Here is a 25681-nt window from a genome sequence, read left to right as displayed (position 1 = left end):
TTTGTCATAGGGCCTAGGTATTGTGGTTGCGTGAACCCAAGCCGGCAGAGGTAGGACGTTGAACCTTGGACCGCATAGCTGTCAGGCACTGGTGCTCAACGCGGATTTCCGCCCGTTGAGCTACTTCCCGCTGTCGCTCTGGTCCTGGCAGGAGACGGTCAAGGCGGTGTTCCTCGAACGGGTGGACATCGTCGCCCAATATGACGAGATCGTCCGTTCGCCCCGATTCGAGATGCGCCTGCCCAGTGTCATCTCTCTCAAGCGCTACATCCCGGTTTCGCGGTATCCCGCCTTCACGCGGTTCAACGTGTTCCTGCGCGACAAGTTTTCATGCCAGTATTGCGACCGTGATTTTCCGGCGTCGGACCTGACATTCGATCATGTCATTCCGCGCTCGCGCGGGGGGCGTACCACTTGGGCCAACGTGGTGGCCGCCTGCGGGCCGTGCAATCTCGCCAAGGGCAGCCGGACACCGTCGGAAAGCCACCTCGCGCCGCGCCGCCCGCCGCGCTGCCCCACGGCGCGCGAACTGCAGCAGAACGGCCGTGCCTTCCCGCCCAATTACCTGCATGAGCACTGGCGCGATTTCCTTTACTGGGACAGCGAGCTCGATCCCTAAGCATCCGGCGCGGGAGACCGGCCGGGCCGCCTAAAAGCGTTCCGACAGCCAGATGGCGAGGCGCGAGGCGGCCTTGATCGTCTCGGTCAGGGGGCGGTAGGCAGCCGCTTCCCGGGCCCCCTGGGCGAGGGCCTCGTCGCGATGGTCGATCTCGTCCTGGCGGAATTCCTCGATCGTCTCCCTGAGTGCGGCCTCGTCCGCCCCTTCCATCCGCGCGAGCGCCGCTGACTGGCGCGCGTAATGTTCGTCGATGACCTCCTCGACGGCAACGGTGCATGCCATGGCCGCCCGCGGGCCCATCAGGGCGGTCATGCCGCCAAGCGCGTAACCCGCGACATGCCACAAGGGGGACAGGGCGGTCGGTCGCACGCGGCGGGTTGCAATCAACTCGTCGAATGTTTCGAGATGGCGTTGCTCCTGCATCGCCATGCGCCGGATCGGAGCGGCAGCCGGGCTGTCGCCCAGCACCGAAAGCTGGCCCTCGTAGATCCGTACCGCGCCGTGCTCGCCCGCGTGATCGACGCGGATCATGCGCGCGAGACGCTGCTCGTCCGGCAGATCGCCGGGAAGGGGCGGCAGGGGCTTTCCAGTTTCGTTTTCGCCGTGCTCGTTCATTTACGCCTGCCGTCGCTCCGGATCGTCGCGGGCCATCGCCGTCAGCCGCGTGATGCCATCATGCCAGAAAGCCGCGCGCCTGCCAGCCCGGCCAGGCAGGTGCTGGCGATGACGTTGAGCCCCGCCAGAGTCAGGCCATGGAATGACCAGGCGATTTCGTCGCAGCGGATTACGGGTGTTTGCAGCAACGCCGCCTTGAGGTCTTCCAGCGAGGTGGCCGCGCCCGTTGCCACGTTTTCGCAGGCCGCCGGGCCGGCCCAGGCGCCTTGCTCGACGCCCGCATGGTAGGCGCCAAGCGCGATCGAGACCAGAAACGTGAAGAACAGCACGAGGTAGATTGCGGCGAGCGTGTCACGCCCGACCCCGTCGGGGCGGCGGGTGAGGGCGAGGCCAGCCAGCCCGACAGCGGCCGCGACCCAGTAGGGGGTGCGCTGGTACAGGCACAGCACGCAGGGCGCGAGGCCGCCCCAGCTTTCAGCCAGGTGAACCGTAAGCAGAACGAGCGCGCTGGCGCCGGTCAGGAAGGCGAGGACGAAAGTATGGCTCGTGTCGCGCGATATCATGTCCCGAGTATAGAAGGCCGGCCGGCGGAGGCCACGCAGGAAATCGCCCGGCGCCACGGGGGACACGTGCCACCGGGCCGCATTGCGCCCGCGCTACATCACGTAGGAGGCAACGACATAGCTTCCGAGCAGGAGCGCGAGAAACAGCGTCGCAAGGAATTTCAGGTTGTGTTCGACAAAGCGCCGGATGGTCGGGCCGAAATACCAGAGAAGAGCGGCGGCGGCAAAAAAGCGGAGCCCTCGCGCCAGTGTCGAGACCAGCGCAAACAGCCAGGGATCGAGCGCCATCACCCCGCTCGTGATGGTGATCACCTTGTAGGGAAAGGGCGTCAGTCCGGCGCCCCCCACGATCCAGGCGCCCCAGTCGCGATACATGTCCTGAAACGCGGCGAACTGGTCCATGGCGCCATAGAATTCGAGGATGGGCTGTCCCAACTGCTGGAACAGGAAATGGCCGATGCCGTAGCCGAACATTCCCCCGAGCACCGAAGCAACCGTCGCCACCGCGGCAATCCGCCAGGCAGCGTGCCGGTTGGCCAGTATCATGGGAATGATCAGGACATCGGGCGGAATGGGAAAGACGGAGCTTTCAAGGAAGCTGATCAGCGCCAGCGCGGCGAGCGCGTGGCGATGGCTCGACAGGCGGAGTGTCCAGTCATAGGTTTTCTGAAGCACGCGGCGATCCGGTCGTCGGTCTGGCTTGGGCACCGTCCACCGGCGCGGCCGAAGCCCGGCCGATACTCTCCCCCCTCAACCGGTCAGCGCATGGGCGTGGTGCGAGTGGGGAGACTCGAACTCCCAAGCCGTTGCCGGCGGTGGATTTTGAGTCCACTGCGTCTACCAGTTCCGCCACACTCGCCCACTGTCTGACCGGTCGCCAGACTTACCCTTTTCAAGCGGGTCCTGTCGAGTTTTTCGCACCCTGTTCGCGCCCCGTCGGGAGCCCCGCGCCCGTCCCGGCGGTGCTTCGGCATCCGTGAAAAAGACCCAATCAAATCAGATAATTAGACCATAAAATTTGTTAACTCGTTGCTAAGGCGGCGTCGCTAGGCTGCCGTGCGGAGCGGAATATCAGGAGGCCGGCGCGAACACACCGCCGGTCAACGGGTGACACATGATCTTCAGTTTACCCAAGGCGAGAGCGAGGTCAGCAGCCGCGCGCGCCGCGCCCGGCTCCGCACCCGGCCCCGCGCCCGGCGGCGCGTCCTGCTCCGCGTTCGATCCCATGCCGACAGACGCCGTGGCCGACCCCGTCTCGGCCTGGGCCCGTTCGACACTGGACAACCTGCTTGACGAAATCTTCGTCGTCGATTCCGACAGTCGCGTCGTTTACGCCAACCGGGCCGCCTGCAAGAATCTCGGCTACACGCAGGAAGAGACATGCGAGCTTAGCGTTGCCGATTTCGATGCTCACATGACGCCCGAAATCTATGCGGCGATTTGGAACGACCTCATCGTCCAGGGCCATGGCCACCGGGTCACCCGTCACCGCCGCAAGTCGGGCAGCACCTACCCGGCCGAGGTCCGCGTGTCGCTCATCCGCTGGGGGGAGGATACCCTGGCCTGCGCGTCGGTACGTGATACATCCGCGCTGGACCGCATCGAGACAACCCTGAAGCAGAGCCAGGAAAGGTTCCGCGATTTTGCCGAAGCGGGCTCGGATCTCTTCTGCGAGACCGACCAGGACCTGCGCTACGTGCAGTTCTCCGCGCCGACGGAGCGGATTCTCGGCCTGGCCGAAAGCGAGCTGATCGGGCGCTACGTCTGGGATATCGGAACGGTGCCGGGCGGACTCGAAGCCATGGCCTCCCAGATCGAATGTCTGAAGCGCCACCGGACCTTTCGCGATCTGGAGGTGGTGATCGCAAGTGAGACGGGGCAGGAGCGGATTTTCCGTATCAGCGGCAAACCGGTCTTCGAAAGCGGCGGCAGGTTCGCCAGTTTTCGCCTGGTCTGGAAAGAAGTCACGGACGCCGTCCGGTCGGAACGCGAGCGCTCGCGTCTGGCCGATCTCCTCAGAGGCGTGATTGACGCCTCGCCGGCCGCGATCGTCCTGTTCGCGCCGGTCTATGATGAGTCAAACGCTGTCGTGGATTTTCGCTACGAAGTCGTAAACGGCGTGACGGAACGATTGCTCGATATGTCCGAGGCCGAGATCATTGGCAAACTGCTGTCAGAGGTCCTGCCCAATCATGGCCGCGCGGTCACCGCGTATCGCGATGTGTTCGAGACCGGCACTCCCAAGGTGACGGAGGTGCATGTCACGGATCTCGGTATCGACAAATGGTTCCGCCTCACAATCGGCAAGGCGGGCGATCGGGTCGCGGTGACGGGCTCCGACATCACGGCCTATAAGGAGGCGCTCGAGGAGCTGAGCGTCAAGGAGGAACGCCTGGAGCTCGCGGTGACGGGCGGGAGCGATGGCCTCTGGGACCGGGATCTGGTCACGGGCGAGATGTATTTCTCGCCCCGCTGGTGCGAAATGCTCGGCTACACGACCGGGGAGTTCGCATCCGGGGAAGTGACCTGGGCAGGGCTCGTCCATCCCGACGATTTTCGCGAGGCGCGCCGGCGCGTGGTCAGGGTGTTGGAAGGCCTGGATGATTCCTACCAGAGTGAGCATCGCCTCCGACATCGGGATGGCACATATCGCTGGTTCCGGGCGCGCGGGCGGGTGGTCCGGAACGAGGAAGGCCGGCCCGTGCGATTCGTCGGGCTCAGTTCCGATATCAGTGATCGAAAGCGCCTCGAGGAGGACATGGCCACCGCCCGGGACGCGGCGGAAAAGGCCAACGCCGCCAAATCCCAGTTCCTCGCCAATATGAGCCACGAGTTGCGCACGCCTCTGAACGCGATAATCGGGTTCTCCGAGATCCTCGCCGGCGGGATCGTCAATGTCGATCTGGACCAGCAGCGGAGCTATGCCTCGCACATCCTGGATGGCGGGCGCCATCTTCTGGCCCTCATCAATGACATCCTCGATCTGTCCAAGGCCGAGGCCGGCAAGCTGGAGCCACAGCCGGAGTACTTCAAGCTTGCCGAAGTCGTCTCGATCGCCAACGACATGCTGGCAGGCTCGGCCCGGAAAAAAGGCGTCCGCATCGACACCGATATCCAGGGCGACATTTCAAAGCTCTATGCGGACCGCCGCATGGTGCTTCAGGTCCTGATCAATATCGTGTCCAATGCGATCAAGTTCACGGGCGAGAACGGCCGGGTCGCGATCGAGGGCCAGCACATGGCGGACGGGTCGGTGCGGATCCGGATCCGGGATACCGGGATCGGTATTTCCCCAAACGATATCGAAACGGTTCTCTCGCCCTTCGGCCAGGTCGATAACAAGCTCAACCGAAGCCATATGGGCACGGGCCTCGGCCTGCCACTGTCGCGGCGGCTGATGGAACTGCACGGCGGCACCCTGCAACTCGACAGCACGCCCGGAGAGGGGACTACGGTCACCCTCGTTTTCCCGCCCGAGATGCTTCTCGCCGGCCTGTAAGGCCGGGACGCCGGCTTTTGGGTAAGAGTTTCTTCGGATTTTTCTGAAAACACTGGACGAGAGCGAGACCAGCGAGATACCGCGCCCGGAGACCGGCTGGCGGAGCCGATGGGAGCACCACCTTGGCAGCCCGATTTAGCAGGCGAGGAAGATTAACGACCCCGCGTGGCCGGACCGGCGCGAGCGGCGGCGCTCCCGTGCGCCGCCGCCCGGCCAGCGCCGACGACCAGATCATCGCCTTCGAGGACAGGGCCCTGGCGGGCCTCAGGAATCCGTCCTTCCGCCGGGGGCAGGGGGGTGTCGGGCGGGCCGAACTGACCTTCGAGCTGGGGGAAAATACCGTTTCCCTGCCGCTCGCGGGCGTGCGCCAGGAATTCGCCATCAGTGAAGGGTCGCCGGATTCGCGCCTTCTGGACCTGATCGCACAAGGCCTCGCCTTCGTGCCCGTCCTGCGCCCGGGCGATCCCATCCCGAGCGAGGTGCTTACCGGCGATCCGTCCTGGGAAGTGGCCGAGCGCCATCGCCACTTGGCGGCCCGGCGGGTCAATGGACAGCTCGTCGCGTGGCTCGCCGGCGAAAATACGGACAGCATCGATGGCCGGCGTCTGGATCAGCTCGCCCGCGATCCGCGAATGAAGGAAAAGATCAACGCGGCTTTCGCGGGCATCGCCTCGGAGCTGGGTTTTGGCCAGGACGAAAAGGAACGGGTCATCGACCTCATTCAGGAGCTGGTGCACGAGCTCGCCTATATCGAAGCGTTGCGCGAATCGGCAAAGGGGATCCAGCGCGTCGGGGAAAAGATACGTGATCTTCAAAAGCTCTACGGCGCCGAATTCGGCATCAAGGAGATTGCGGACGCGGTGAACCGGCTGATGCGCAACGCTGTTGGCGAGATGCGTGATCACTTCACCCAATTGGATGCGGTGACCACCGACATCGTTGGCACGCTGCGTCACCTCCGCCGCCGGATTCTCGAAATCAGGGCGGCGCGGGACGAGCTCTACAAGCGGCTTGTGGTCTGGCAGGACCCCATCGCGGCCTGGATGGAGGCGCCCCTAGTGCGTTCGGGCGACAGTATCGAACTCCTGCGTGAAACCTACCGGTTCCTGGCTCCCCGCTACATGGACAGCGCCGAATGGACCCTGCGTAACGATTATCGCCGGTCCCGGCAGGGGGCGGACCAGGCGGGGGCGGCGGGAGATTTTCCGGTCGCCTGACGCCGCGGCGCCGGTCATTTCCGATTGCGGCCCCGGAGTCACAGGGCTGACACGCATCGCTGCTACAAAAAAGGGGCAGACGGGGCCTATCCCACCCCGGGGTGCCCGTACGACCGGTCCCGACCGTCTCGCTCCTCCGCGTCCCCCGGTCGTACGGGCCCAAGCCCCCCGAAAGAACCCGATCCCGCCCCCGCGACGGACCCCAGGCCCGGCATTCCCGCCGGCCGGGAGGCATTTCCCGACAATCCAGGCGATAACGTCCAAATCCTGCGCTGGCCCGTATAACTGGAAAAGCTGCTAGGAGAGGGGGCCGCGTCAAGGGCGGCTTCTGAAAGGAAATTTACCGCATGCCACCTGTCACTTTGGGCCCGCACCCTGTCGGCCCGGCCGATCCTGCCTGCCCCCCGGCTGCCCGGACGAAAATCGCCGTCATCGGCGCCGGCATCGCCGGGCTGGGCGCCGCCTGGCTGCTGAGCCAGCGCCATGACGTTACGCTTTTCGAGCGCGAGGCCCGCCTCGGCGGGCACAGTCATACGGTTGATGTCCCCGGCATCGACGGGCCGATCGCCGTCGATACCGGCTTCATCGTCTATAACGAGCGCAATTATCCCAATCTGACGGCCCTGTTCGACCATCTGGGGGTGGCGACACAGGCGAGCGACATGTCATTCGCCGTCTCGATCGCCGGGGGAGATCTGGAATATGCCGGCTCGCGCGTGGGTGCCCTTTTCGCCCAGAAGCGCAACCTCCTGCGCCCGCGCATGTGGCGTATGCTGCGTGACGTGCTCCGCTTCTATCGCGAAGCGCCCGCGCTGCTGGACAAGGCGGACTACGCCCATGTCACGCTGCGCGACTATCTTGAGGAGGCCGGGTATTCGGAGGATTTCCTCTATGATCACCTGTTGCCCATGGGTGCAGAAATCTGGTCGTGCTCGCTCGACGATATCGGGGCGCATCCGGTTCAGTCCTTCGTGCGCTTTTTCGATAATCACGGCCTGCTCCAGCTTGGGGCACGCCCGCAATGGCGCACGGTCACCGGGGGCAGCCGTGAATATGTCCGCCGGTTGCGCGATCGGCTCAGCGCGACCGTCGCCACGGGCCGCGCCGCGCGCCATGTGCGCCGCACGGCCGGCGGCGTGACGGTCACGGACGCTCTCGGCAAAACAGCGCTTTTCGACAGGGTCCTGATCGCGACCCATGCCGACGAGGCGCTCGGCCTTCTCGAGGATCCGAGCGCGGCCGAACGCGAGGTGCTGGGCGCTTTCCGCTACATCGCGAACGATGTCGTCCTCCATGGCGACAAGTCCCTGATGCCCCGACGCCGCGCCGCCTGGTCAAGCTGGAACTATCTCTGCGACGACCGGCGCCCGATCTCTCCGCGCGTTTGTGCCACCTACTGGATGAACCGGCTGCAATCGCTTGACCCGCGCGTGCCGCTTTTCATTACACTCAATCCCATCCGCGCGCCCCGCGACGATCTTGTTTATCGGCGGTTTCAGTACGACCATCCGCAGTTCGACACCGCTGCGCTCGCGGCCCAGAAGCGTCTGGCCGGGCTTCAGGGGGTGGCGGCGACCTGGTTCGCCGGCAGCTATGCCGGCCACGGTTTTCACGAGGACGCGCTGGCCTCGGGGCTGGCGGCGGCGGAGGCGCTGGCGCGGGACATCGGCCCGGTGACCCGGCCCTGGGCCCGGCCCGGAGCGCGGGACACCAGCGTCGGGCCCGACATCTCCCCGAACGTGGTTGCGGGGATGCCGGCGCGCAAGGTGGCGGCGGCGTAAACCCGTCAGGAAAGTGGCGGTCATGATGAAAGCGGACGGGGAGCGACGGTTTTATTCCGCCCTTTATGCGGGTGAGGTGGCGCATGTCCGCTTTCGCCCGGCGCGGCACCGACTGGCCTACAGGGTCTCTTATTTTCTCTTCGATCTGGACGAATTGCCCGAGATCGACAGTGCCCTCCGTCTGTTCGCCTATAATCGGCCGGGCCTGTTCTCCTTCCGGGACCGCGACCATGGCCCCCTGCCGCGGGCAGACCGGTCCGGGCCGCCGGGCTTGCGGTCCTGGGTGGACGAGACTCTCCGCACCGCCGGTCTCGATATTGGCCGGGGCCGGGTCCTGCTTCTTACGCTGCCGCGCATCTTCGGCCATGTCTTCAACCCCATCTCGGTCTTCTACTGTTATGGCGAAGAGGGGGGACTCCAGGCCCTCATCTACGAGGTCAACAACACGTTCGGCCATCGGCACGCCTATGTGCTGCGTCCCGGCCCCGCGGTGTCCGGCGTGTATCGCCATGTGGCCGACAAGAAGATGCACGTCTCGCCCTTTATCGACATGACGGCGCGTTATGATTTCCGGCTCAACGCACCTGGCCTCGCACCCGGCGGCGATCTCACTTTCGCAATCCGCGAAAGCGACGCGGCCGGCCGCTTGTTGCATGCGGGTTTCAAGGGCACGCGCCTTGAGCTCAGCGACCGGCGGCTGGCCTGGCAGATTCTGCGGTTTCCGTTCATGACGTTCAAAATCATTGCGGGGATCCACTGGGAAGCGCTTAAACTTTGGCTGAAGGGCACGCCGTTCCACCGGACGCCCGCGCCGCCCCGGCACGGCGTAACGCTGGGTGGCGGTTCTAGTCAGTCCTGACGAAGATGGAGCGACCCGATGCTGACAGAAAGGCGCCAGAACCGGGGACGGAGGATGGCACATCTGGACCCCTGGACTCCGATGCTGCTCGCGACGCTGCGCAAAATTCAGGTGGGGACTATTACGCTCACCCTGCCGGATGGGGCGGTGCACAGGATCGCAGGGCCGCGTCCGGGGCCCGAGGCCGAGCTTCATCTCGGGACACCGGCGGCCGCGCGCAGCCTGCTGCTTCGCGGCGATATCGGCTTCGCCGAAAGCTATATGGCGGGAGACTGGTCCACACCCGATCTCGAAAAGGTGCTGGAGATCGGCGCGCGCAACGTGCGGGTGCTGGAAGAATCGATCCGCGGGCAATGGTGGTTCAGGCTGGCCCAGCGTCTTCTGCATCTGCGGCGGGCGAATACCCGCAAGGGCGCACGGTGGAACATCGAATACCACTACGACCTGGGCAACGCCTTCTATGACAAGTGGCTGGATTCGTCGATGACCTATTCCTCGGCCGTGTTCGCCGACCCCGACCAGCCATTGACCGAGGCACAGAGAAACAAGTACCGCCTGATCGCCGAGCAACTCGATCTTCGCCCGGGCGCCCATGTGCTCGAAATCGGAAGCGGGTGGGGCGGGTTCGCCTGCTATCTTGCCAGCGCCCATGATTGCCGCGTGACCGGCATCACCCTTTCGCCCAGCCAGCTGGACGAGGCGACCCGGCGGGCCGCGGCGCAGGGATTGTCGGACAGGGTGGATTTCCGGCTCGAGGATTACCGCGATGTGACGGGCCAGTTCGATGCCATCGCGTCGATCGAGATGTTCGAGGCGGTGGGCGAGGAAAACTGGCCGAAATTCTTTCGAACCGTTCACGATCGCCTGAAACCCGGCGGCCGGGCCGCGCTCCAGATCATCACCATCGATAACCAGCTCTTCGAACGCTATCGCCGGCACACGGATTTCATCCAGCGCTATGTATTCCCGGGCGGCATGCTGCCCTCGCCCGAGGTTTTGCGCCGGCAGGTGGACAAGGCCGGGCTCGCGCTCACGCGGTCGGCCAGCTACGGTCTGCACTACGCCAAGACATTGCGGAGCTGGACGCAACGGTTCAAGGCTGCCTGGCACGACATTGCAAGGCTCGGATTCGATGACCGTTTCCGCCGCCTGTGGGAGTTTTACCTGGCCTATTGCGAGGCGGGTTTCCGCTCCAGCAATATCGACGTGACACAGATTCGGCTTGTCCGGGCCTAGGCCTTCCCCCTGCCGCGCCGCCGTCCGGCCCGGCGGCCGCCTGTCCCTCGTGACGCTGATCGCCTACGCGTTGCCGGCGCTGACGCTCGCGGTGCCGACGATCCCTGTCTACGTCAAGCTGCCGACCTTCTATGCCGAAACCGTCGGGCTGCCCGTGGCGGCCATCGGTGCAGCGCTTTTTCTCGCCCGTGTCCTCGATGTGGTGACCGATCCGCTGATCGGCTGGGCCAGTGATCGGCTCCGCGCCCCGCTGCCGCGCCGCAAGCCTCTTGTCCTTCTCGGCGCGCCCATCGCGGGGCTGGGGCTTTACCGGCTCTTCGTGCCGGAAGCGGAGGCCGGCCTGGTCTATCTCGCTTTCTGGGCCGGTGTTCTGTATCTGGGATGGACACTGGTAAGCCTGCCCTACACTGCCTGGGCGGCGGAACTCACCCCCGATTATGACGAGCGGTCACGAATCACGGGCTGGCGCGAGGGGCTCGGCCTTGCCGGCATCATGCTGGCTGCCGTTCTCCCCGTCCTCTGGCCCGGCGATGCCGCGTCCGATCTGCGCGCCCTCGCCCTTGCGGTCATCCTCGGCGGCGCCGCCACGCTCCTTTTCCTGCTCCATCGCGTGCCCGACCAGCCGCTCGCGCCTGGCCCAGCCGGTCCGGCCCGGCTTGCGCCACCGGCCTGGCGCCGGCACGTCGACGCGTTTCGCCGAAACAAGCCGTTCCAGCGCCTCATCCTGGCGTGGGGGCTGAACGGGCTGGCCAACGGCCTGCCGGCGGTGCTGTTTCCCTTGTTCGTGACCGAACGCCTGGCCCTTGCGCCGGCCGATCGCGACCTTCTGATCCTGGCGTACTTCGCCGCCGCCATTGGCGCGATCCCTTTCTGGTACCTCGCCTCCCGCCGGATGGAGAAGCATGTGACCTGGAGCCTCGCCATGGTGGTCGCGGCCGTGACTTTCGCCGCCGCTCCCTTTCTGCCGGAGGGTGCCTTCGCGCCCTTTCTCGCCATCTGTCTCGTCACTGGCGCGGCGCTGGGGGCCGATCTGTTTCTGCCGCCCTCGATGCAGGCCGATGTCGTCGATTACGACACCTGGCAGACGGGTGAGAAACGCGCCGGCCTGTTTTTCGCCCTGTGGAGCATGGTGACAAAAATCTCCATGGCCGCGGCCGTCGGCATCGCCTTTCCACTGCTTGGCTGGGCAGGGTTCGAGGCGGGCGGAGGCAATTCGACCGACCAGCTTGGCCTTCTCGCGTTTCTCTATGCCGGGCTGCCGGTCCTGTTCAAGCTCGGGGCCGTGGCCCTCGTCCGGGCACACCCGCTGACAGCCCGACGGCACAGGGCCATCCGCCGGCGCCTCGCGCGCCGCGGCTAGGGGCGGGTCGCCAGCCTTCGCCGGATCCGGCGCAAGAGGGCGCCGATCAGGGGCAGTTTCTCGTACAGATGGCGGGCCGCGTCCCAATAATCGATGTGGCGGAAAACCTTGCCGTTCTTATCGATGTGCAGTTCGCTGACACCCTCGATCGTCACCGGCCGGTTGCGGAGGACGAAGGAAAACCGCCAGGCGATGAACGCGATGCCGTCATCTGCGGTGAGGTGCGTCACCCGGAACCCGGGCTGGCCCACATCCTCGAACATTTTCTTGAACACCTGCGAGAGTGCCTCGCGCCCGGTGACGTGGTTGAACGGATCCTGAAAGACCACATCGGAACGCGCGTAATCGCCAAGGCGGGTGAGCGTTTCGGGCGTCAGGTTTTCCAGATAGGCGCCGTAAGCCCGGGCCGCGGCCCGTGTTCCGGAGGGGTCCTTTTCCGTGCCCGTCATTTCATTGCCCGGTGATCCGGCGGATGGCCGGAAAATAAAGACGATCGGGCAGAAGACGCAGGCATTTCATCGGCCAGATCAGGCGGCGCGGGAAAGCGATCTCGAACCGTGTGCCGGCCAGCCCCCTGAGGATGCGCGCCGCCGCCTCGTCCGGCTCCATCAGGAATGGCATCCTGAAATTGTTCTTGTCTGTCATGGGCGTGCGGACGAAGCCCGGGTGGACCACCCGGATATCGACGCCCGCCCGGTCGAGATCGAACTTCAGACTTTCCGCGAGATTGGTGACGGCCGCCTTGGCGGGGCCGTAAGCCGCGTTGTTGGGCAGTCCACGGTAGCCCGATGGACTCGAGAGGAGTGCTATCCGCCCCGTGCCCCGGTTCATCATGCCGGGCAGCAATTCAGCCAGGCAATTGACCAGACCCGTGAGATTGACCTCGATCTGGCGGGCGAACTCGGCGCTGTCGAGGCTGGACGCGTTCATCGGGTTGTAGGCGCCCGCGCCCAGAATGGCGAGATGCACCGGCCCGGCGACGCGCTCGACCGCCGCCAGACTATCCTTCACCGCCGCCCGGTCGCTCACGTCCAGCGGGCAGGGGGCGATCCGGCCGGCGCCCGCCCTGGACAGATCTTCCAGCCCGGCGCGACCGCGCGCGCTGGCGGCAACGGGCCAGCCCTCCTTGGCAAGAGCGAGCGCGAGCGCGCGGCCGATGCCCGAACTGGCGCCGGTAATCCAGGCCGCGCCTTTCTCGGGGGGTGGAAGGGACGGACTCATCCGGCTCTCCTAACGAAGGACGTAGTCGATCTCGGTACCGCTTTTGTCCTCGAAACGCAATTTCACCAGTTGCCCGCCATCGTCGAACCAGAGATCGAGGCGCAGATCGCCGGTCAGACGGTAGCGGGTGGCGCGGCGCATCTGACCCCGGGCGGTGACGGTCTCGAGGCCGAGAGTCTCCACGACGACATCGAGAAGGCGGCCGTCCTGCGTATTCAGCAGGTGCGGCCGGGACAGGATGGCGCGGTTCCAGTAACTCGTGGGCACGATGTCGGGCGGCGCCGTGACGGTCCCCTCGGGATGCCGGATCTCGATGACGGAAGTTTCGTCACCACCCGTCACTGCCTTGGTCGCGTCGACGAAATACTCCCGGCCATCGTCATTCGTGCGGGTCGACAGGCGCGCCAGCCGGCCGTCCCGCCAGACCTCCTGGCTCTGATGGCTGTAACGGAAGACGGGGATGCCGATGAAACGCACCTCGAGATCGATCGCAATCCGGACCCGCAATTCATCCTCGGCCGGATTGTGAAAGGTCAGCACGTGCCGGCCGATGGGCTCGCCCGCCCGCATCACATCGAAGGCCAGTTCGCCGTTTTCGGGCAGGGCCCAGCCCGCCGCCCGGGCCGGGGCGACGGGGGCAACGGCGGCGGCGGCCACGGCGGCCACCGCGAGGGCGCCCGTCAAAAGGGCCGCAAACCGCGCGCGACGATATGAAAAATCGTGTGTCCCGGCCATGGGCTGCCCTCCGATCCGAAGCGCCTGTCATCTCATCAACAGGATACGCAATCCGGGCCCGGCCGGATGAGCCCCGTGCCGGGTTCGTCAGCAGAACTGTTCGAGGAGAAGGAAAACGGGCTTGTCCGCGAAGGTCATGAACTTGCCGGCGATTTCCTGGATCTTATCGCTCTGCGCTTCTGAACCCAGCTTGTCGAAGTCACTGATGGTGATGATTTCAGCGTACTGGTACGGCGGTGGAGTGCCATCCATCGTGCCGATGATCCGGTTGACCGCCATATCGGTCACCGATGAGAGTTTCTTGACCTCCGGCATGTCCTCGCTCGCCGCGAAGGCTTCGTACTCGTCCGCGCTCGCTCCCGGTTTCAGGTTGAACAGCACGACCATGAATTTCTGCATTCCATATCTCCCTGGGATGTTGCGGGACTGATGTGCCGGCCCGCGCCGGCCTGCGGGCGCCCATTCTCATCGCATCGCCCGGCCGGGTCAATTTTGCGTCTCCCGCCCGTTGGTCCCGCCGCCGAGAAGCGCGTCGATCACCCGCGCGGTCACTGTCATGCGGGCGATGGTGCGCGGAAAGGGGCGGGCGAAATCCAAAAACCGGTCCCGCGCCCGGCCCCGGGGGGGCGGACAGCACGAAAGGGCCGCGGGTGCGGGCTGGGTCTCGGGGCCGAGCCGACGGGCGCAGGCGCGCGCGTTCTCTTCCATTGTCGCGGCCGCGCGCTCTATGTCTCCGGAGCGGCTGATCGTGGCCAGCGGCGCCGCCAGAGCCGGAAGCAGCCCCGGCCAGTTGGCCAGATGGCGATAGAGGCCGGGGATCATGGTCGATTGCTCGCCGGCGCCGAGCGCGGTCAGGCGGCGCACCGCGTCCGCCGTCGCCGGCGCCATGTCCTCGAGGCGCCGGAGGGGCGGGAGCGGCGGCCCGGCCCGGGGGCCTGCCGGTTGCCCTGTGGGCGCACCCTCCTCGGGCAGGCTCGGGGCCGCGCCTGGCCCGTCGATGCGATCGAGAAGATAGAGGAGGGCGATCAGGTTGACCGGGTTGGCCCGGAGATAAAAATCAAGGACTGCCGCAATTCCGGCCCGGGCCTCGTCATCCAGCCCGATGGCCGAATACTCGCCCGGTTCGAGCGGACGGGTTTGCGGAACAGGGGTTTCGGCCAGCAACCGGGTGGCGGCGCGGGTGAGGCTGCCTTCGAGGTACAGCGGGCGCCATTCCGCCCAGACCCATTCGAGGCAACCCGGAATGGTGGCGAAATGGCGCAGCAGCGTATTGACCGCGGGCACCCCCAGTACCTGCTTGAAATCCTCGAAAATGCGCCTGGTCGTACCGGTTGCGTCGGCTTCCGCAATTTCGGGCAGCGCGCCGGGCGCTTGCGATTTCTCGTTCACGCCCGCCCCGTTCGGTTAAAGGGATGACCCCGCGGCCTCATCCAGTTCTCCCTGCTTCGTCTCGCCTCGCCCCTCGCCGTCGGCAAGGATAGGAGATTGGCCGGCGCCGGGGTAGGACCCGCGCGTCTCCGGCCGGGTCTAGTCGTTGCCCGGCAGGTTTCCCGGCATAGCGGGCGGCGGCGGCAGGCGTCTGTGCCGATGGGACGCCATCAGCGCCGCGCCCACCGCCAGTCCCGCATAAACCGTGAACAGGACCATCGGCAATCCCGTGGCGCCGATCCGGTCCATCGCCACGCCGCCCGCGATGGGGCCGATGAAATTGCCCGCGTTATAGGCAAAGATGAACACTGCGTTGGCCCGGGCCAGGTCGCCGGGTCCGAACACGCTGCCCAGCAAGGCGAGCGAAAGGCTGTAAAGACCGATCGCCAGTCCGCCCCAGACGAGAAGATGGGGCCAGAGCAAGACACTGCCGCTCACGAAGGGCAGGGTCAGCGCCCCCACCGCGCCGCCCGCGGCGACGGCGGTCAGGACCCGCGCCTTGTCGAAGCGGTCGGCGAGCCAGCCAAGCGGCCATTGCAGCAGAATGCTGCCGGCCACGAAGACCGAGATCATGGCAAGCGCAAACCGTTCGCCCGTGTCCGTCATCAGGCCATAAACGGGAAGCTGGACGAAGCTGGCGTTATCCGCGATTCCGGCGAGAAATCCCGCGAGCACAACGATGGGCGCCACGCGGAGGATATGGCGGAACGCGCCCGTGTCATGGCCCGACAGATCGGGCGCCCGACGGACCAGCACGAAGAGCGGAAGCGCGGCCGCGATGGTCGCCAGACCGATCGTCCAGAAGGGCCAGCCGGTATCCAGATCCGTCAGGGTGATCACCATCGGGCCCAGTGCGAAACCGCTGGCCAGCACGGTGACGTATAGCGCGATCACCTTGCCGCGGTTCCGCGCTTCGGCCAGGTAGTTGACCCAGGTTTCGCTCAGCACCCAATGGATCGCGACACCGATACCGGCGATAAAGCGCAGCACGAACCATCCGGTAAACCCGGTCCAGAATGGAAACAGCAGGGTGGGAAGCGCGATCAGGGCGATGCCCAGGTAGAGCGCGGGCAGGGTGCCGATGCGTCGGGCGATGCGCGGCGTCATTGGCGCGAGGACGAGGATCGCCAGCGTGGAGGCGGCGGCATTGGCCCCGATCATCCCGGCCGAATAGCCGGCGCGCTCCATCAGGATGGCGATCAGGGGGATGAGGGCGCCAAAGGCAAATCCGACGACGGCGGCACTCGCGATGATCGCGAGCAGCATCGCCCAGCGGGGGCTGAGGAACGGCACCAGGGCCCGGCGCGGTTCGAAGCCGCGCGCGGCGACGGCCAGGGGGTCAGCCTGGGGCGGTGTGGCGGTTGGCGAGGATGACGGCGGCGGCATGAGTGCAGGTCCGGCCGGGGCTTGGGATGCTGGCCAAATTTCGCGGGCGGGCTACCAGGGCCAGGAGCGGACCTTGCGGAAGCCGTATCCTTCGAGGCAGCGATTGACCATTTTGTCGAAACTCTTGTCGTAGCCCAGTTCGGTCATCTGCTCCTGCAATTCCCCGGTTCCACGACGGTCGTAATCGGGCGGCGAAGAGATTTCGCGGTCGTAGTCGATTTCCTTGTCGCGCGCCACGATCGCCTGGGCGCGCTCTTCGCACTGGCGCACGTATTCGACGAATTGCGCGTCTGACACGCCCGGATGCCGCCATCGCGGTTCGCCCCACGGCCAGCAGGCCGAGACAAGCAAGGGGAGCAGGAGGACCGGGAGAAGTTGGCGGGGAAAGGATGTCATCATCGGTCCAGCTAAGCTTTGTTTGGCGGCGAGCGCAATGCTCCATTCGCGAGAGCGCGGAAATTACGGCCTCTCTCCGTCTTGCGTGCGTGACCGGCCGGCCCGCCGCCGGGCCGATATCTCGATCACCCGCACCGTCTCGGACCACAGGCCGAAATCGGCAAGCGCGGCGGGGCTTGCCCAGCACACCTCGCCGACATCGTCACCCGCGACCGCCTCGCCGACCGGCGCCTCGCCCTCCAGATCGATCAGCACGTAGTGAAAGCAGACCTGCCCCGCCTCGTCGTGTTCGATGAAATCCACCACATCGATCAGCCGCCCGACCTCGATATCGAGCCCGGTCTCTTCGCGGACCTCGCGCATCGCCGCCTCGCGCACCGTCTCGCCCGGATGCTGCGCGCCGCCCGGCAGGCTCCAGTCGCCGGCTCGGGGTGGCTTATTCCGGCGCACCAGCAGCACCCGGTCCTGACGCCAGACGACGACGCCGACGGCTGGCAGGGGATGGGGCGGATAATCGCGGCGCATCGGGGCATCCCGGGGGGGGGGGAAGACGGGCCGGGAGGATAGCGGGCGGCGAGCCGGGAAGCCAGTGGGCGGGTCTGGCCGGCGCGCCTAGTCCGCCGGGCGGACGCGGATCACATGCGCCTTGTTGATCAGCTGGATCTCGCCGGTTTCGCTGATAAAGGGGAAAAAGTGATTGGGGCCGTTGAGCAGGTCCTGAATCCGCAAGGTCGCCTCGACAAAGACGTAGCCCGCCATGGAAACGCCGTCCTGCATGGTGATTTCGGCGAATTCCCTCACCTTCGGCACCTTGGGCGGTATCTTCGAGACAACATGACCCTGGCGGCGGTTCTGGAAATCGAGCATGTCCTGATCCCTGACGTTACGGCCCGGCTTGCCGGGCTGACCTCCCAGTATTGGGAAATACCGGTTGCGATCCGGTTAATGCGCGCCCTTGCCGGCCGGGGGACGGGGGAAAATGGCGGGATTTTCGGGTCCCCCGGCGCTTGTCGCGCCCGGACCGCTTTCCTATAGTGGCGCCGCTTTTTGCGGTGCAAAAATATGAGTGCCGCCGGGGCGCGGGCCGGGAATGACCGGCCCCGTGGAAGCGTCAGCCCTGCGGAAGCGTCAGATTACAAAAGCGCCAGATTGGAGATGCGTATATGGACACCCTCGCGCCCCAGAATACGGGGCTTTTCCTGGAGGACCTGTCGGTCGGTCAGAGCGCCCGGATGACACGGGAAATCACCGCCAACGATGTTGCCACGTTTGCGAGTATTTCGGGCGATATGAACCCCGTGCATCTGGATGCGGATTATGCGGCGACGACCCCGTTCGAGCGGCCGATCGTCCACGGGATACTCACGGCGAGCCATATCTCGGCGGTCCTCGGCATGAAGCTGCCGGGGCCCGGCGCGATCTACGTCTCCCAGGATTTGCGCTTCAAGGCCCCGGTGCCGATCGGCGCCACCGTGGTCACCGAGGTCACGGTCACGGCAATCGACCCGGCGCGGAAGCGCGCGGTTTTCTCGACCGTCTGTTCGGTCGGGGACAAGGTGGTGCTGGAGGGCGAGGCCAGGCTGATGGTGCGCTCGCGCGCCGATTGACGAGCCGGGCGGCAGATTGACGGATAGTAAGCCGGGCTTCATAAGAGACGCCCGGCGTCCCGATTCCCCGAGAACCGCACCAGGACCGCGCGCATGAAGATCTTCCGCCACCATACCGGCCTGCCGCCGGAGGCCCGCGGCGGATGCGTGGCGGTGGGTAATTTCGACGGCGTCCATCTCGGCCATCAGCAGGTTATCAGGACCGCCCGCGAAACCGCCCGCGAGAAGGGGCTCAGGTTTTCCGTCCTCACCTTCGAGCCCCACCCGAGGCGTCATTTCCAGCCCGATGCGCCGCCCTTCCGTCTCACGCCCTTTCGCCTCAAGGCCAGGTATATGGAGGCGCTTGGCGTCGAATTTCTTGTCGCCGTTCATTTCGATGCCGCGCTCGCCGGCCTGACGGCGGATGCCTTCATCACCGACGTTCTGGCCGGCGGCCTCGAGGCCCGCCATCTGGTCGTGGGCTATGACTTTGTTTTCGGGCGCGACCGCGGTGGCAGCGCCGATTTACTGATGGCCGGCGCGGACAGCCACGGCTTCACCGTGACTGCGGTATCAGCGGTGGCGGGGCCGAATGGCGAGGTCTATTCCTCGACCCGTGCGCGCGAATATCTGCGCAGGGGCGAGGTCGGTCCCGCCGCCGCCCTTCTTGGCCGCTGGTGGGAAGTGGAGGGCCGGGTCGAACAGGGCGACGCGCGCGGCCGCACGATCGGGTTTCCGACGGCGAATTTGTTCCTCGACGAGCAGCTCCGCCCCGCGATGGGGGTCTACGCCGTGCGGGCCGGCGTCGACCGGGGGGAGGAAACGGTCTGGTATGACGGGGTGGCCAATTTCGGTAAAAGGCCCACGATCGGCACGGCGCATAGCTCGCTGGAGGTGCATCTCTTCGGCTTCGATGCGGACATTTACGGCGAGCACCTGCGCGTCCAGCTGATTGATTTCCTCCGCGGCGAAGTCAAATTCGACGGGCTCGATGCGCTGAAAGCCCAGATTTCCAAGGATTGCGCGCGGGCACGGGCCGTGCTAGCCCGCAGGCACGAGGAAGGGCTGGACCCGAGCGCGATACAAAGCGAAATTTTCCTCTGAACCTTCGCTCGAATGAATCCTCGCCCGAATTTTCCGCCCGACCCTTTTCGTCCAACTTTCCGCTGATCTTCCGCCAGGGGCTGTCCGACCGCCGCATCATGACCGACGAGAAAAAACCCGATTACAAGTCAACGGTCTTCCTGCCTCGGACCGATTTTCCCATGAAGGCGAACCTGCCCGGGCGGGAGCCCGAGCTGCTGACGCGCTGGGCTGCCATGGATCTCCGCGCGCGGACCCTGAAAGGCGCTGCCGGGCGGGAGAAATTCATCCTGCACGACGGCCCGCCTTACGCCAACGGCCATTTGCATATGGGCCATGCGCTCAACAAGGTCCTCAAGGATCTGATCAATCGCTCGCAGCAGATGCTGGGGAAGAACGCCGTCTACGTGCCCGGCTGGGACTGCCACGGGCTGCCGATCGAATGGAAGGTGGAGGAGCGCTACCGGGCGGCGGGCAAAAACAAGGACGATGTGCCGGTGATCGAATTCCGGCGCGAATGTCGAGAATTCGCGGAGAAATGGATCAGCGTCCAGTCGGATGAGTTCCAGCGCCTCGGGGTGACGGGTGACTGGGAGAACCCCTACACCACCATGGCCTTTGCCGCGGAAGCGCAGATCGTGCGCGAGCTTGGCAAGTTCATCATGAATGGCGGGCTTTATCGCGGCGAAAAACCCGTCATGTGGTCGGTGGTGGAAAAGACCGCGCTGGCCGAGGCGGAAGTCGAGTATCACGATCACACGTCGACGACCATCCACGTGGGGTTTCCGGTCGCGGAAACACCCCTGGCCGCGCTCGCCGGCGCCGAGGTGCTCATCTGGACGACGACGCCCTGGACCATGCCAGGGAACCGCGCCATCGCTTATGGCGAGGAGATCGATTACGAGCTGGTCGAGGTGACTTCGGTCGAAGATGGCGCCACGGCCAAGCCGCATGCCCGGTTGCTGATCGCCCGGGCGCTGGTTGATGACGTGCTGGCCGCCTGCCATGTGACCGGCTGGCGGCGGCTGGGCGGATACCGGGGCGCTGACCTCGAGGGGGTCATCTGCCGCCATCCGTTGCATGAAAAGGGTTATGGCGATTTTACCGTGCCCCTTCTGCCGGGCGAGCATGTCACGACCGAACAGGGCACGGGGTTCGTCCACACCGCGCCCGGCCACGGCGAAGAGGATTTCGTTGTCGGCCAGCGCTTCGGCCTTGAAGTCCCCCGGACGGTCGGGCCGGACGGCCTGTTCTACGCACATGTTCCGATCGTGGGCGGTGTTCATGTCTTCAAGGCGGATGCGCCCATCGTCGAGGCGCTACGAGCAAGCGGCCACCTGCTGGCGCAGGGGAAGCTCCGCCACAGCTATCCCCATTCCTGGCGCTCCAAGGCGCCGCTCATCTATCGCACCACGCCGCAATGGTTCATCTCGATGTCGGCGAACAATCTCCGCGAGCGTGCGCTTGCCGCCATCGACGCGACCGCCTTCTTCCCCGAAGGCGGGCGCAACCGCCTTCGGTCCATGGTGGCGACCAGGCCAGACTGGTGTGTCTCGCGCCAGCGCGCCTGGGGCGTGCCCATCACGGTGTTCGCGAACAAGGAAACCGGTGCGCCGCTGCGCGACCAGAAGGTGCTGGATCGGATCGCCGAGGCGGTCGAGGCGGAAGGCGCGGATGCCTGGTTCGCCAGCCCGGCCGAGCGGTTTCTTGCGCCCGAGTATGATCCGGCCGATTTCGAGCAGGTCTTCGATATTCTGGATGTGTGGTTCGACAGTGGTGTCACGCACAGCTTCGTCCTCGAGGCGCGTGACGAGCTCGCCTGGCCCGCGACGCTGTATCTAGAGGGCTCGGACCAGCATCGCGGCTGGTTCCAGTCTTCCCTTCTCGAATCCTGCGGCACGCGCGGCCGCGCGCCGTATGAACAGGTCCTGACCCATGGCTTCCTGCTCGACGAGCAGGGCTACAAGATGTCGAAGTCGCGCGGCAACGATACCCCGCCCCAGGATGTGGTCGCCCAGCACGGCGCCGATGTGCTCAGGCTCTGGGTGGCGCTCTCGGATTACACCGAGGATCTGAGGGTCGGCCCGGATATCGTCAAGCAGCATGCGGATTACTACCGCCGGCTGCGTAACACGCTGCGCTATCTGCTGGGCAATCTCGACGGATATGACGCTGGCGGCGCGGTCCAGATCGTCGACATGCCCGAACTGGAGCGCTGGGTGCTGCACCGGCTGTGGGAGCTCGACGCGCTGATGCGCCGGTCCTTTGCGGTCTATGATTTCCACGGCTTTTATCACGAGTTGCACAATTTCTGCACCGTCGACCTTTCCGCCTTCTATTTCGATATTCGCAAGGACGCGCTGTATTGCGATGCCCCGTCCAGCCTGCGCCGGCGATCGGCGCAAACCGTGCTCGACATTCTGTTCCGTTTCCTTGTGCGCTGGCTGGCGCCGGTACTCTGCTTCACGGCCGAGGAAGCCTGGCTCACGCGCTATGGCGATGGTGAGGATGTCAGCGTCCATCTCGAAACTTTCGAAGCCCCCGGTACGGGCTGGCGCGATGATGCGCTGGCGGCAAAATGGGCGCGGGTGCGCGACCTGCGTCGCGTCGTGACCGGCGCGCTCGAACGCGAACGGGCGGAGAAGCGCCTTCGCTCGTCGCTCGAAGCAGCCCCGCTGGTCACCGTCGAGAGCGCCTATCTGGAGGCGCTGGAGGGTGTCGATCTCGCAGAGGTCTCGATCGCTTCGGACATCGATGTCCGTCCGCCGGACAGAGCCCAGCCGGATGACGGGTTTACACTCCCCGATGTCAGCGGGGTCACGGTCTGGCCGCGCCGGGCGGCGGGCGAGAAATGCGGTCGGTGCTGGCGCATCCTTCCCGAAGTGTCGGAGGCGGGCGCGTTATGCGGGCGGTGCCGGGAGGCGGTGGCGGAAATCTCGGCGCCGGACGGGTCCGCGAAAGACCGACGCGCATGACCGGCCCGATATGCCGCGCGGGGACCCGGCCCGGCCCGGTCACGACGGCGGCTCTTCTGGCGGCACTCGTCGTTCTGCTGGATCAGGCGAGCAAATACATCATTCTCGAACAGGTGATGCGCCCGCCGCGCGTGATCGAGGTCACCGGGTTCTTCAATCTCGTCCTCGCCTGGAATCCGGGTGTGAGCTTCAGCCTGTTCGCGTCGGACGATCCTCGCGCTCCCTGGCTCCTGACCGGCCTCGCCCTTGCCATCGTGACGGGGCTCATCCTCTGGCTGGTCCGTCTCGCCCGGGTCGGCCGGGCGAATGGCTGGATCGCGGCCGGCACGGGGCTGGTCGCGGGCGGCGCATTGGGCAATGTGATCGACCGGCTCCGCTTCGGCGCGGTGGCTGATTTTCTCGATTTCCACCTGGCGGGGTTCCATTGGCCCGCCTTTAATTTGGCTGATTTTTGCATTACCACTGGCGTGATACTGATCCTGATCGAAGCCTTTTATGTGGGCGCGCGGACCCCTAAATGAGGGGAGTCCCTCGCGCGGGGGCGGGTTTCAGCCTACGATGGGGCCGCCCGGCGACAGGGATGATGGGCGAAGGGCTGGCGAAAGGTCCTTGGGCGAGTGGAAAAACGGGCGAGAAGAGGGAAAGACCGATGACGACCAAGCGAGTTTTCCGCGAGACGGATACCATCGCCGCGACGCCCGCCGGCCGGCGCTCAAGCCGCCAATTCTTTCCGGTGCTGGTAGCGGCCGCCCTGGTGCTCGGCGGGTGCGGCGAATTGCGTCGCGTTGTCCTGGGTGAAAAGCGCTCCGGACCCGATGAATCGCAGGTCGTCGAGGTGCCCCCGCTCGCTATTCCGCCAGATTTCGAGATGCGCCCGCCAACGGATGTCACTGAATCGGACCGATTGGCGCGTGACGAACGGGCGCTCAGAAGCGGCTCGCTGCAGGGCTCGGGCAGTCCGGCCGAACGCCTGGCCCAGATCAAGGCCCAGGCCGGCTATATCGCTCCGGAAGGCCAGATCCGCTCGGACCGGGTCGCGCGGCAGGCGACGGACGGCGCACAGGCCGCGCCGGGCCAGCCCGGTGAGATCGGTGAGGCGCCGGCCCATCCGGGCACGGAGATCGCCCAGGCGCCGGCCCCGGACAATCAGGGCTATCCGGACTATCAGGCTCAGCCGTACCAGAACCCCTACACGCAGTATTATACCCAGCCCTATCAGTACCAGCCCCCCGCACCGGTTCTGCCCTCGTCATCATACGACACGCCCGGAAGCGGGTATGGCGGCGTGACCCCGTCTTCCGGCTACGGCGCGATGCCATCCTCGGGCTATGGGGCCGGCTACGGCTATGGTGCGCCCCAGCCCTATCCTGCGCCGCCCCAGGCATATCCGGCGCCCCAGGCCTACCCGGCACCCCAAGCGTATCCGGCCTACCCGGCGCCCCAGGCCTATCAGCCTGGCCCCGCGCAAAATCCCCCCATCCCGGTACCTGCGGCGACGGGCGGGCAATCGGCCGGCGAACGGGCGCTGCTTGCCCGCGCGGCCGCGTCGGCCGCGGAAGCCGGGGGAAATTAGAGCGCTCGACCACAAGCGCTTACGGAAAGTATCGAATGCGCCGACCGGCCCGCCGAGCACGACCGCACCGTCCCAGGCCCTGGCTGAGCCCCCTTGTCGGCGGCCTGCTCGCCGCCGCAACCCTCCCGGTCGCCCCCGCATTCGCGACAGACGGCGCGCCGCCGGCCATGGGCGCCTCGCCGGCGACCGCGGCCGTGCCGGCCCGGCTCGACATCTCCAAAATCGATTTCGGCGCGGAGAGCGCGGTGCTCGAGAACGGGCTTCGCATCGTCGTAATTCCGAACCATCGCTCGCCCGTCGTCACGCACATGGTCTGGTACCAGGTGGGCTCGGCCGACGAGGCGCCGGGGCAATCGGGGATCGCCCATTTCTTCGAACATCTCATGTTCAAGGGGACTGAAAAAATCGCGCCGGGCGAATTCTCGCGCATCGTGGCCCGTCTCGGCGGGCGGGATAATGCCTTCACCAGCCAGGACTACACCGCCTATTTCCAGAGCGTCGCGCGCGACCGGCTTGCACGGGTGATGGAGTTGGAGGCCGACCGGATGCGCAATCTGCGTCTCGACGCCGAAACAGTCATGACCGAGCGGGACGTGATCCTGGAGGAGAGGCGCCAACGGATCGACAACGAGCCCGCCAGCCGGCTGCGCGAACAGATGATGGCGGCGCTGTTCGTCAATCATCCCTATGGCGGGCCCATCATCGGTTGGGCGCCCGAGGTGGCGGCGCTGACGCAAGAAGACGCGCTCGCCTTCTACCGCCGATATTACGCCCCCAACAACGCCATTCTCGTCGTCGCGGGCGATGTGACGTTGGAGGAGGTTCTGCCGCTTGCACGTAAGTATTACGGCGGTCATGCCCCCTCTGACCTGCCGGCGCGCGAACGGCCTCGGGAACCCGCGGGCGATGCGATCCGCGAGGTCACGATCGAAAGCGCCGAGGTCAGCCTGCCCCGGCTCAATCGCGCCTATCTGGCTCCGTCCTATCGTTCGGCTGATCGCGTGCCCGATGCCGGCAACGATGCTTTCGCGGCCGAAGTGCTGGCCCATATTCTGGGCGGCGGCCCGACCAGCCGGCTCTATACCGAACTGGCGATCGATGCCGGCCTCGCCGCCGGCGCGAGCGCTTATTACGACGGCGAAGCGCGCGATCTGGGCACGTTCTGGCTTTCCCTTTCGCCGCGGCCCGGGGTCGAGCTGGCGGCGCTCGAATCGGGGATGGCCGGAATTCTGGACGACATCAAGAGCGATGGCGTCAGCGAAACCGAGGTGGCCCGGGCCGTCGGCCAGATGCAGGCCTCTGCCATCTACGCCCAGGACAGCCTGTTTGCGCTGGCCCGCGTCTTCGGCGTCACGCTCTCGACGGGTGGCACGATGGACGACGTCTCCGGCTGGGTTGCGGGGATTTCGGCGGTCACGCCGGCAGACGTGCAGCGTGTGGCGAAGCGCATTCTCGTGCCGTTCGCCTCGGTGACGGGGTATCTGGTGCCGGTCGCGACCGCCGATGCCCCGGCCCCGGCCCCGGCACTGCCGTGACCGGAGGAAAACCC

The 25681-nt window shown here is 66.0% G+C and carries 25 protein-coding genes and 1 tRNA gene; 13 read left to right on the top strand and 13 right to left on the bottom strand.

Going from position 1 to position 25681, the window contains the following annotated elements; genetic code table 11:
- Nucleotides 1-58: 58 nt before the first annotated feature.
- Entirely contained in the window at nt 59-619 is a 561-nt protein-coding gene (locus RLQ26_04375; GenBank protein ID MEQ9087958.1) for an HNH endonuclease, read from the top strand.
- Between the two features lie 30 nt (nt 620-649).
- Here RLQ26_04375 and RLQ26_04370 read toward each other — a convergent pair whose 3' ends face one another.
- From RLQ26_04370 to RLQ26_04355, 4 genes are all read right to left on the bottom strand, one after another.
- A complete protein-coding gene (locus RLQ26_04370) occupies nt 650-1234 on the bottom strand; it encodes a demethoxyubiquinone hydroxylase family protein (GenBank protein MEQ9087957.1) in 585 nt (194 codons plus the stop codon).
- A gap of 41 nt (nt 1235-1275) precedes the next feature.
- Nucleotides 1276-1797, bottom strand: coding sequence for a disulfide bond formation protein B (locus tag RLQ26_04365; protein ID MEQ9087956.1), 522 nt, complete (start codon nt 1795-1797; stop codon nt 1276-1278).
- A gap of 93 nt (nt 1798-1890) precedes the next feature.
- Nucleotides 1891-2472 carry a YqaA family protein gene (locus tag RLQ26_04360; GenBank protein ID MEQ9087955.1) on the bottom strand — a complete coding sequence of 194 codons (582 nt, stop codon included), beginning with the start codon at nt 2470-2472 and terminating at the stop codon, nt 1891-1893.
- A 97-nt stretch (nt 2473-2569) separates the two neighbouring features.
- Nucleotides 2570-2656 (bottom strand) — tRNA-Leu (locus tag RLQ26_04355).
- 366 nt (nt 2657-3022) lie between these two features.
- Here RLQ26_04355 and RLQ26_04350 point away from each other — a divergent pair.
- The 6 genes from RLQ26_04350 to RLQ26_04325 all read left to right on the top strand — a co-directional run bounded on the left by RLQ26_04350 (nt 3023) and on the right by RLQ26_04325 (nt 11749).
- Entirely contained in the window at nt 3023-5296 is a 2274-nt protein-coding gene (locus tag RLQ26_04350) for a PAS domain S-box protein (GenBank protein ID MEQ9087954.1), read from the top strand.
- A gap of 197 nt (nt 5297-5493) precedes the next feature.
- Nucleotides 5494-6513, top strand: coding sequence for a hypothetical protein (locus tag RLQ26_04345; protein MEQ9087953.1), 1020 nt, complete (start codon nt 5494-5496; stop codon nt 6511-6513).
- Nucleotides 6514-6860: 347 nt separating this feature from the next.
- Nucleotides 6861-8294, top strand: coding sequence for an FAD-dependent oxidoreductase (locus RLQ26_04340; GenBank protein ID MEQ9087952.1), 1434 nt, complete (start codon nt 6861-6863; stop codon nt 8292-8294).
- Nucleotides 8295-8316: 22 nt separating this feature from the next.
- Nucleotides 8317-9153 carry a DUF1365 domain-containing protein gene (locus tag RLQ26_04335; protein MEQ9087951.1) on the top strand — a complete coding sequence of 279 codons (837 nt, stop codon included), beginning with the start codon at nt 8317-8319 and terminating at the stop codon, nt 9151-9153.
- A gap of 54 nt (nt 9154-9207) precedes the next feature.
- Entirely contained in the window at nt 9208-10389 is a 1182-nt protein-coding gene (locus RLQ26_04330) for a cyclopropane-fatty-acyl-phospholipid synthase family protein (protein MEQ9087950.1), read from the top strand.
- 49 nt (nt 10390-10438) lie between these two features.
- Complete coding sequence (locus RLQ26_04325; GenBank protein MEQ9087949.1) at nt 10439-11749, top strand: MFS transporter; 1311 nt, start codon at nt 10439-10441, stop codon at nt 11747-11749.
- On the opposite strand, the gene RLQ26_04320 is transcribed toward RLQ26_04325, so the two are convergent.
- The 9 genes from RLQ26_04320 to RLQ26_04280 all read right to left on the bottom strand — a co-directional run bounded on the left by RLQ26_04320 (nt 11746) and on the right by RLQ26_04280 (nt 17782).
- Nucleotides 11746-12198, bottom strand: coding sequence for a nuclear transport factor 2 family protein (locus RLQ26_04320; GenBank protein MEQ9087948.1), 453 nt, complete (start codon nt 12196-12198; stop codon nt 11746-11748). The two genes, RLQ26_04325 and RLQ26_04320, sit on opposite strands and share 4 nt — an antisense overlap.
- A gap of 1 nt (nt 12199) precedes the next feature.
- Nucleotides 12200-12970 (bottom strand): SDR family NAD(P)-dependent oxidoreductase, encoded by a 771-nt coding sequence (locus RLQ26_04315; protein MEQ9087947.1) that lies wholly within the window; start codon nt 12968-12970, stop codon nt 12200-12202.
- Nucleotides 12971-12979: 9 nt separating this feature from the next.
- Complete coding sequence (locus tag RLQ26_04310; protein ID MEQ9087946.1) at nt 12980-13705, bottom strand: DUF6134 family protein; 726 nt, start codon at nt 13703-13705, stop codon at nt 12980-12982.
- Nucleotides 13706-13792: 87 nt separating this feature from the next.
- The gene (locus RLQ26_04305; GenBank protein ID MEQ9087945.1) at nt 13793-14104 is read right to left on the bottom strand and encodes an REDY-like protein HapK; all 312 of its coding nucleotides are present in this window, start codon (nt 14102-14104) and stop codon (nt 13793-13795) included.
- 87 nt (nt 14105-14191) lie between these two features.
- Nucleotides 14192-15094, bottom strand: coding sequence for a hypothetical protein (locus RLQ26_04300; GenBank protein ID MEQ9087944.1), 903 nt, complete (start codon nt 15092-15094; stop codon nt 14192-14194).
- 138 nt (nt 15095-15232) lie between these two features.
- On the bottom strand, nt 15233-16519 hold the full coding sequence (locus tag RLQ26_04295) for an MFS transporter (GenBank protein ID MEQ9087943.1): 1287 nt from the start codon (nt 16517-16519) through the stop codon (nt 15233-15235).
- A 51-nt stretch (nt 16520-16570) separates the two neighbouring features.
- Nucleotides 16571-16816: a hypothetical protein gene (locus RLQ26_04290; protein ID MEQ9087942.1), complete on the bottom strand. Its 246-nt coding sequence runs from the start codon at nt 16814-16816 to the stop codon at nt 16571-16573.
- Nucleotides 16817-16978: 162 nt separating this feature from the next.
- Nucleotides 16979-17440: an NUDIX hydrolase gene (locus RLQ26_04285; protein MEQ9087941.1), complete on the bottom strand. Its 462-nt coding sequence runs from the start codon at nt 17438-17440 to the stop codon at nt 16979-16981.
- Nucleotides 17441-17527: 87 nt separating this feature from the next.
- Nucleotides 17528-17782, bottom strand: a complete 255-nt coding sequence (locus RLQ26_04280; protein MEQ9087940.1) for a hypothetical protein — start codon at nt 17780-17782, stop codon at nt 17528-17530.
- 296 nt (nt 17783-18078) lie between these two features.
- Here RLQ26_04280 and RLQ26_04275 point away from each other — a divergent pair, with 296 nt between their 5' ends.
- The 6 genes from RLQ26_04275 to RLQ26_04250 all read left to right on the top strand — a co-directional run bounded on the left by RLQ26_04275 (nt 18079) and on the right by RLQ26_04250 (nt 25667).
- Entirely contained in the window at nt 18079-18522 is a 444-nt protein-coding gene (locus tag RLQ26_04275; GenBank protein MEQ9087939.1) for a MaoC family dehydratase, read from the top strand.
- Between the two features lie 93 nt (nt 18523-18615).
- On the top strand, nt 18616-19605 hold the full coding sequence (locus tag RLQ26_04270) for a bifunctional riboflavin kinase/FAD synthetase (GenBank protein ID MEQ9087938.1): 990 nt from the start codon (nt 18616-18618) through the stop codon (nt 19603-19605).
- 98 nt (nt 19606-19703) lie between these two features.
- Entirely contained in the window at nt 19704-22559 is a 2856-nt protein-coding gene (gene ileS, locus RLQ26_04265) for an isoleucine--tRNA ligase (protein MEQ9087937.1), read from the top strand.
- Nucleotides 22556-23080 (top strand): signal peptidase II, encoded by a 525-nt coding sequence (lspA, locus tag RLQ26_04260; protein ID MEQ9087936.1) that lies wholly within the window; start codon nt 22556-22558, stop codon nt 23078-23080. Before ileS ends, lspA begins: the two co-directional genes overlap by 4 nt.
- Before the next feature lie 128 nt (nt 23081-23208).
- Nucleotides 23209-24132 (top strand): DUF3035 domain-containing protein, encoded by a 924-nt coding sequence (locus RLQ26_04255; GenBank protein MEQ9087935.1) that lies wholly within the window; start codon nt 23209-23211, stop codon nt 24130-24132.
- Nucleotides 24133-24167: 35 nt separating this feature from the next.
- Nucleotides 24168-25667 (top strand): pitrilysin family protein, encoded by a 1500-nt coding sequence (locus RLQ26_04250; GenBank protein MEQ9087934.1) that lies wholly within the window; start codon nt 24168-24170, stop codon nt 25665-25667.
- Nucleotides 25668-25681 lie beyond the last annotated feature (14 nt).

The organism is Alphaproteobacteria bacterium, assembly GCA_040220875.1.
Taxonomy (GTDB): Bacteria; Pseudomonadota; Alphaproteobacteria; order JAVJVX01; family JAVJVX01; genus JAVJVX01.
The sequence above is the reverse complement of the archived record's forward strand: the minus strand, read 5'-3'. Positions and strand labels throughout refer to the sequence as shown.

Coding starts and splice junctions, on each gene's coding strand:
- RLQ26_04330 (MEQ9087950.1), top strand. CDS start 9,208: ATGGCACATCTGGACCCCTGGACTCCGATGCTGCTCGCGACGCTGCGC.
- RLQ26_04310 (MEQ9087946.1), bottom strand. CDS start 13,705: ATGGCCGGGACACACGATTTTTCATATCGTCGCGCGCGGTTTGCGGCC.
- RLQ26_04350 (MEQ9087954.1), top strand. CDS start 3,023: ATGCCGACAGACGCCGTGGCCGACCCCGTCTCGGCCTGGGCCCGTTCG.
- lspA (MEQ9087936.1), top strand. CDS start 22,556: ATGACCGGCCCGATATGCCGCGCGGGGACCCGGCCCGGCCCGGTCACG.
- ileS (MEQ9087937.1), top strand. CDS start 19,704: ATGACCGACGAGAAAAAACCCGATTACAAGTCAACGGTCTTCCTGCCT.
- RLQ26_04295 (MEQ9087943.1), bottom strand. CDS start 16,519: ATGCCGCCGCCGTCATCCTCGCCAACCGCCACACCGCCCCAGGCTGAC.
- RLQ26_04320 (MEQ9087948.1), bottom strand. CDS start 12,198: ATGACGGGCACGGAAAAGGACCCCTCCGGAACACGGGCCGCGGCCCGG.
- RLQ26_04335 (MEQ9087951.1), top strand. CDS start 8,317: ATGATGAAAGCGGACGGGGAGCGACGGTTTTATTCCGCCCTTTATGCG.
- RLQ26_04250 (MEQ9087934.1), top strand. CDS start 24,168: ATGCGCCGACCGGCCCGCCGAGCACGACCGCACCGTCCCAGGCCCTGG.
- RLQ26_04285 (MEQ9087941.1), bottom strand. CDS start 17,440: ATGCGCCGCGATTATCCGCCCCATCCCCTGCCAGCCGTCGGCGTCGTC.
- RLQ26_04305 (MEQ9087945.1), bottom strand. CDS start 14,104: ATGCAGAAATTCATGGTCGTGCTGTTCAACCTGAAACCGGGAGCGAGC.
- RLQ26_04275 (MEQ9087939.1), top strand. CDS start 18,079: ATGGACACCCTCGCGCCCCAGAATACGGGGCTTTTCCTGGAGGACCTG.
- RLQ26_04365 (MEQ9087956.1), bottom strand. CDS start 1,797: ATGATATCGCGCGACACGAGCCATACTTTCGTCCTCGCCTTCCTGACC.
- RLQ26_04370 (MEQ9087957.1), bottom strand. CDS start 1,234: ATGAACGAGCACGGCGAAAACGAAACTGGAAAGCCCCTGCCGCCCCTT.
- RLQ26_04340 (MEQ9087952.1), top strand. CDS start 6,861: ATGCCACCTGTCACTTTGGGCCCGCACCCTGTCGGCCCGGCCGATCCT.
- RLQ26_04255 (MEQ9087935.1), top strand. CDS start 23,209: ATGACGACCAAGCGAGTTTTCCGCGAGACGGATACCATCGCCGCGACG.
- RLQ26_04270 (MEQ9087938.1), top strand. CDS start 18,616: ATGAAGATCTTCCGCCACCATACCGGCCTGCCGCCGGAGGCCCGCGGC.
- RLQ26_04280 (MEQ9087940.1), bottom strand. CDS start 17,782: ATGCTCGATTTCCAGAACCGCCGCCAGGGTCATGTTGTCTCGAAGATA.
- RLQ26_04315 (MEQ9087947.1), bottom strand. CDS start 12,970: ATGAGTCCGTCCCTTCCACCCCCCGAGAAAGGCGCGGCCTGGATTACC.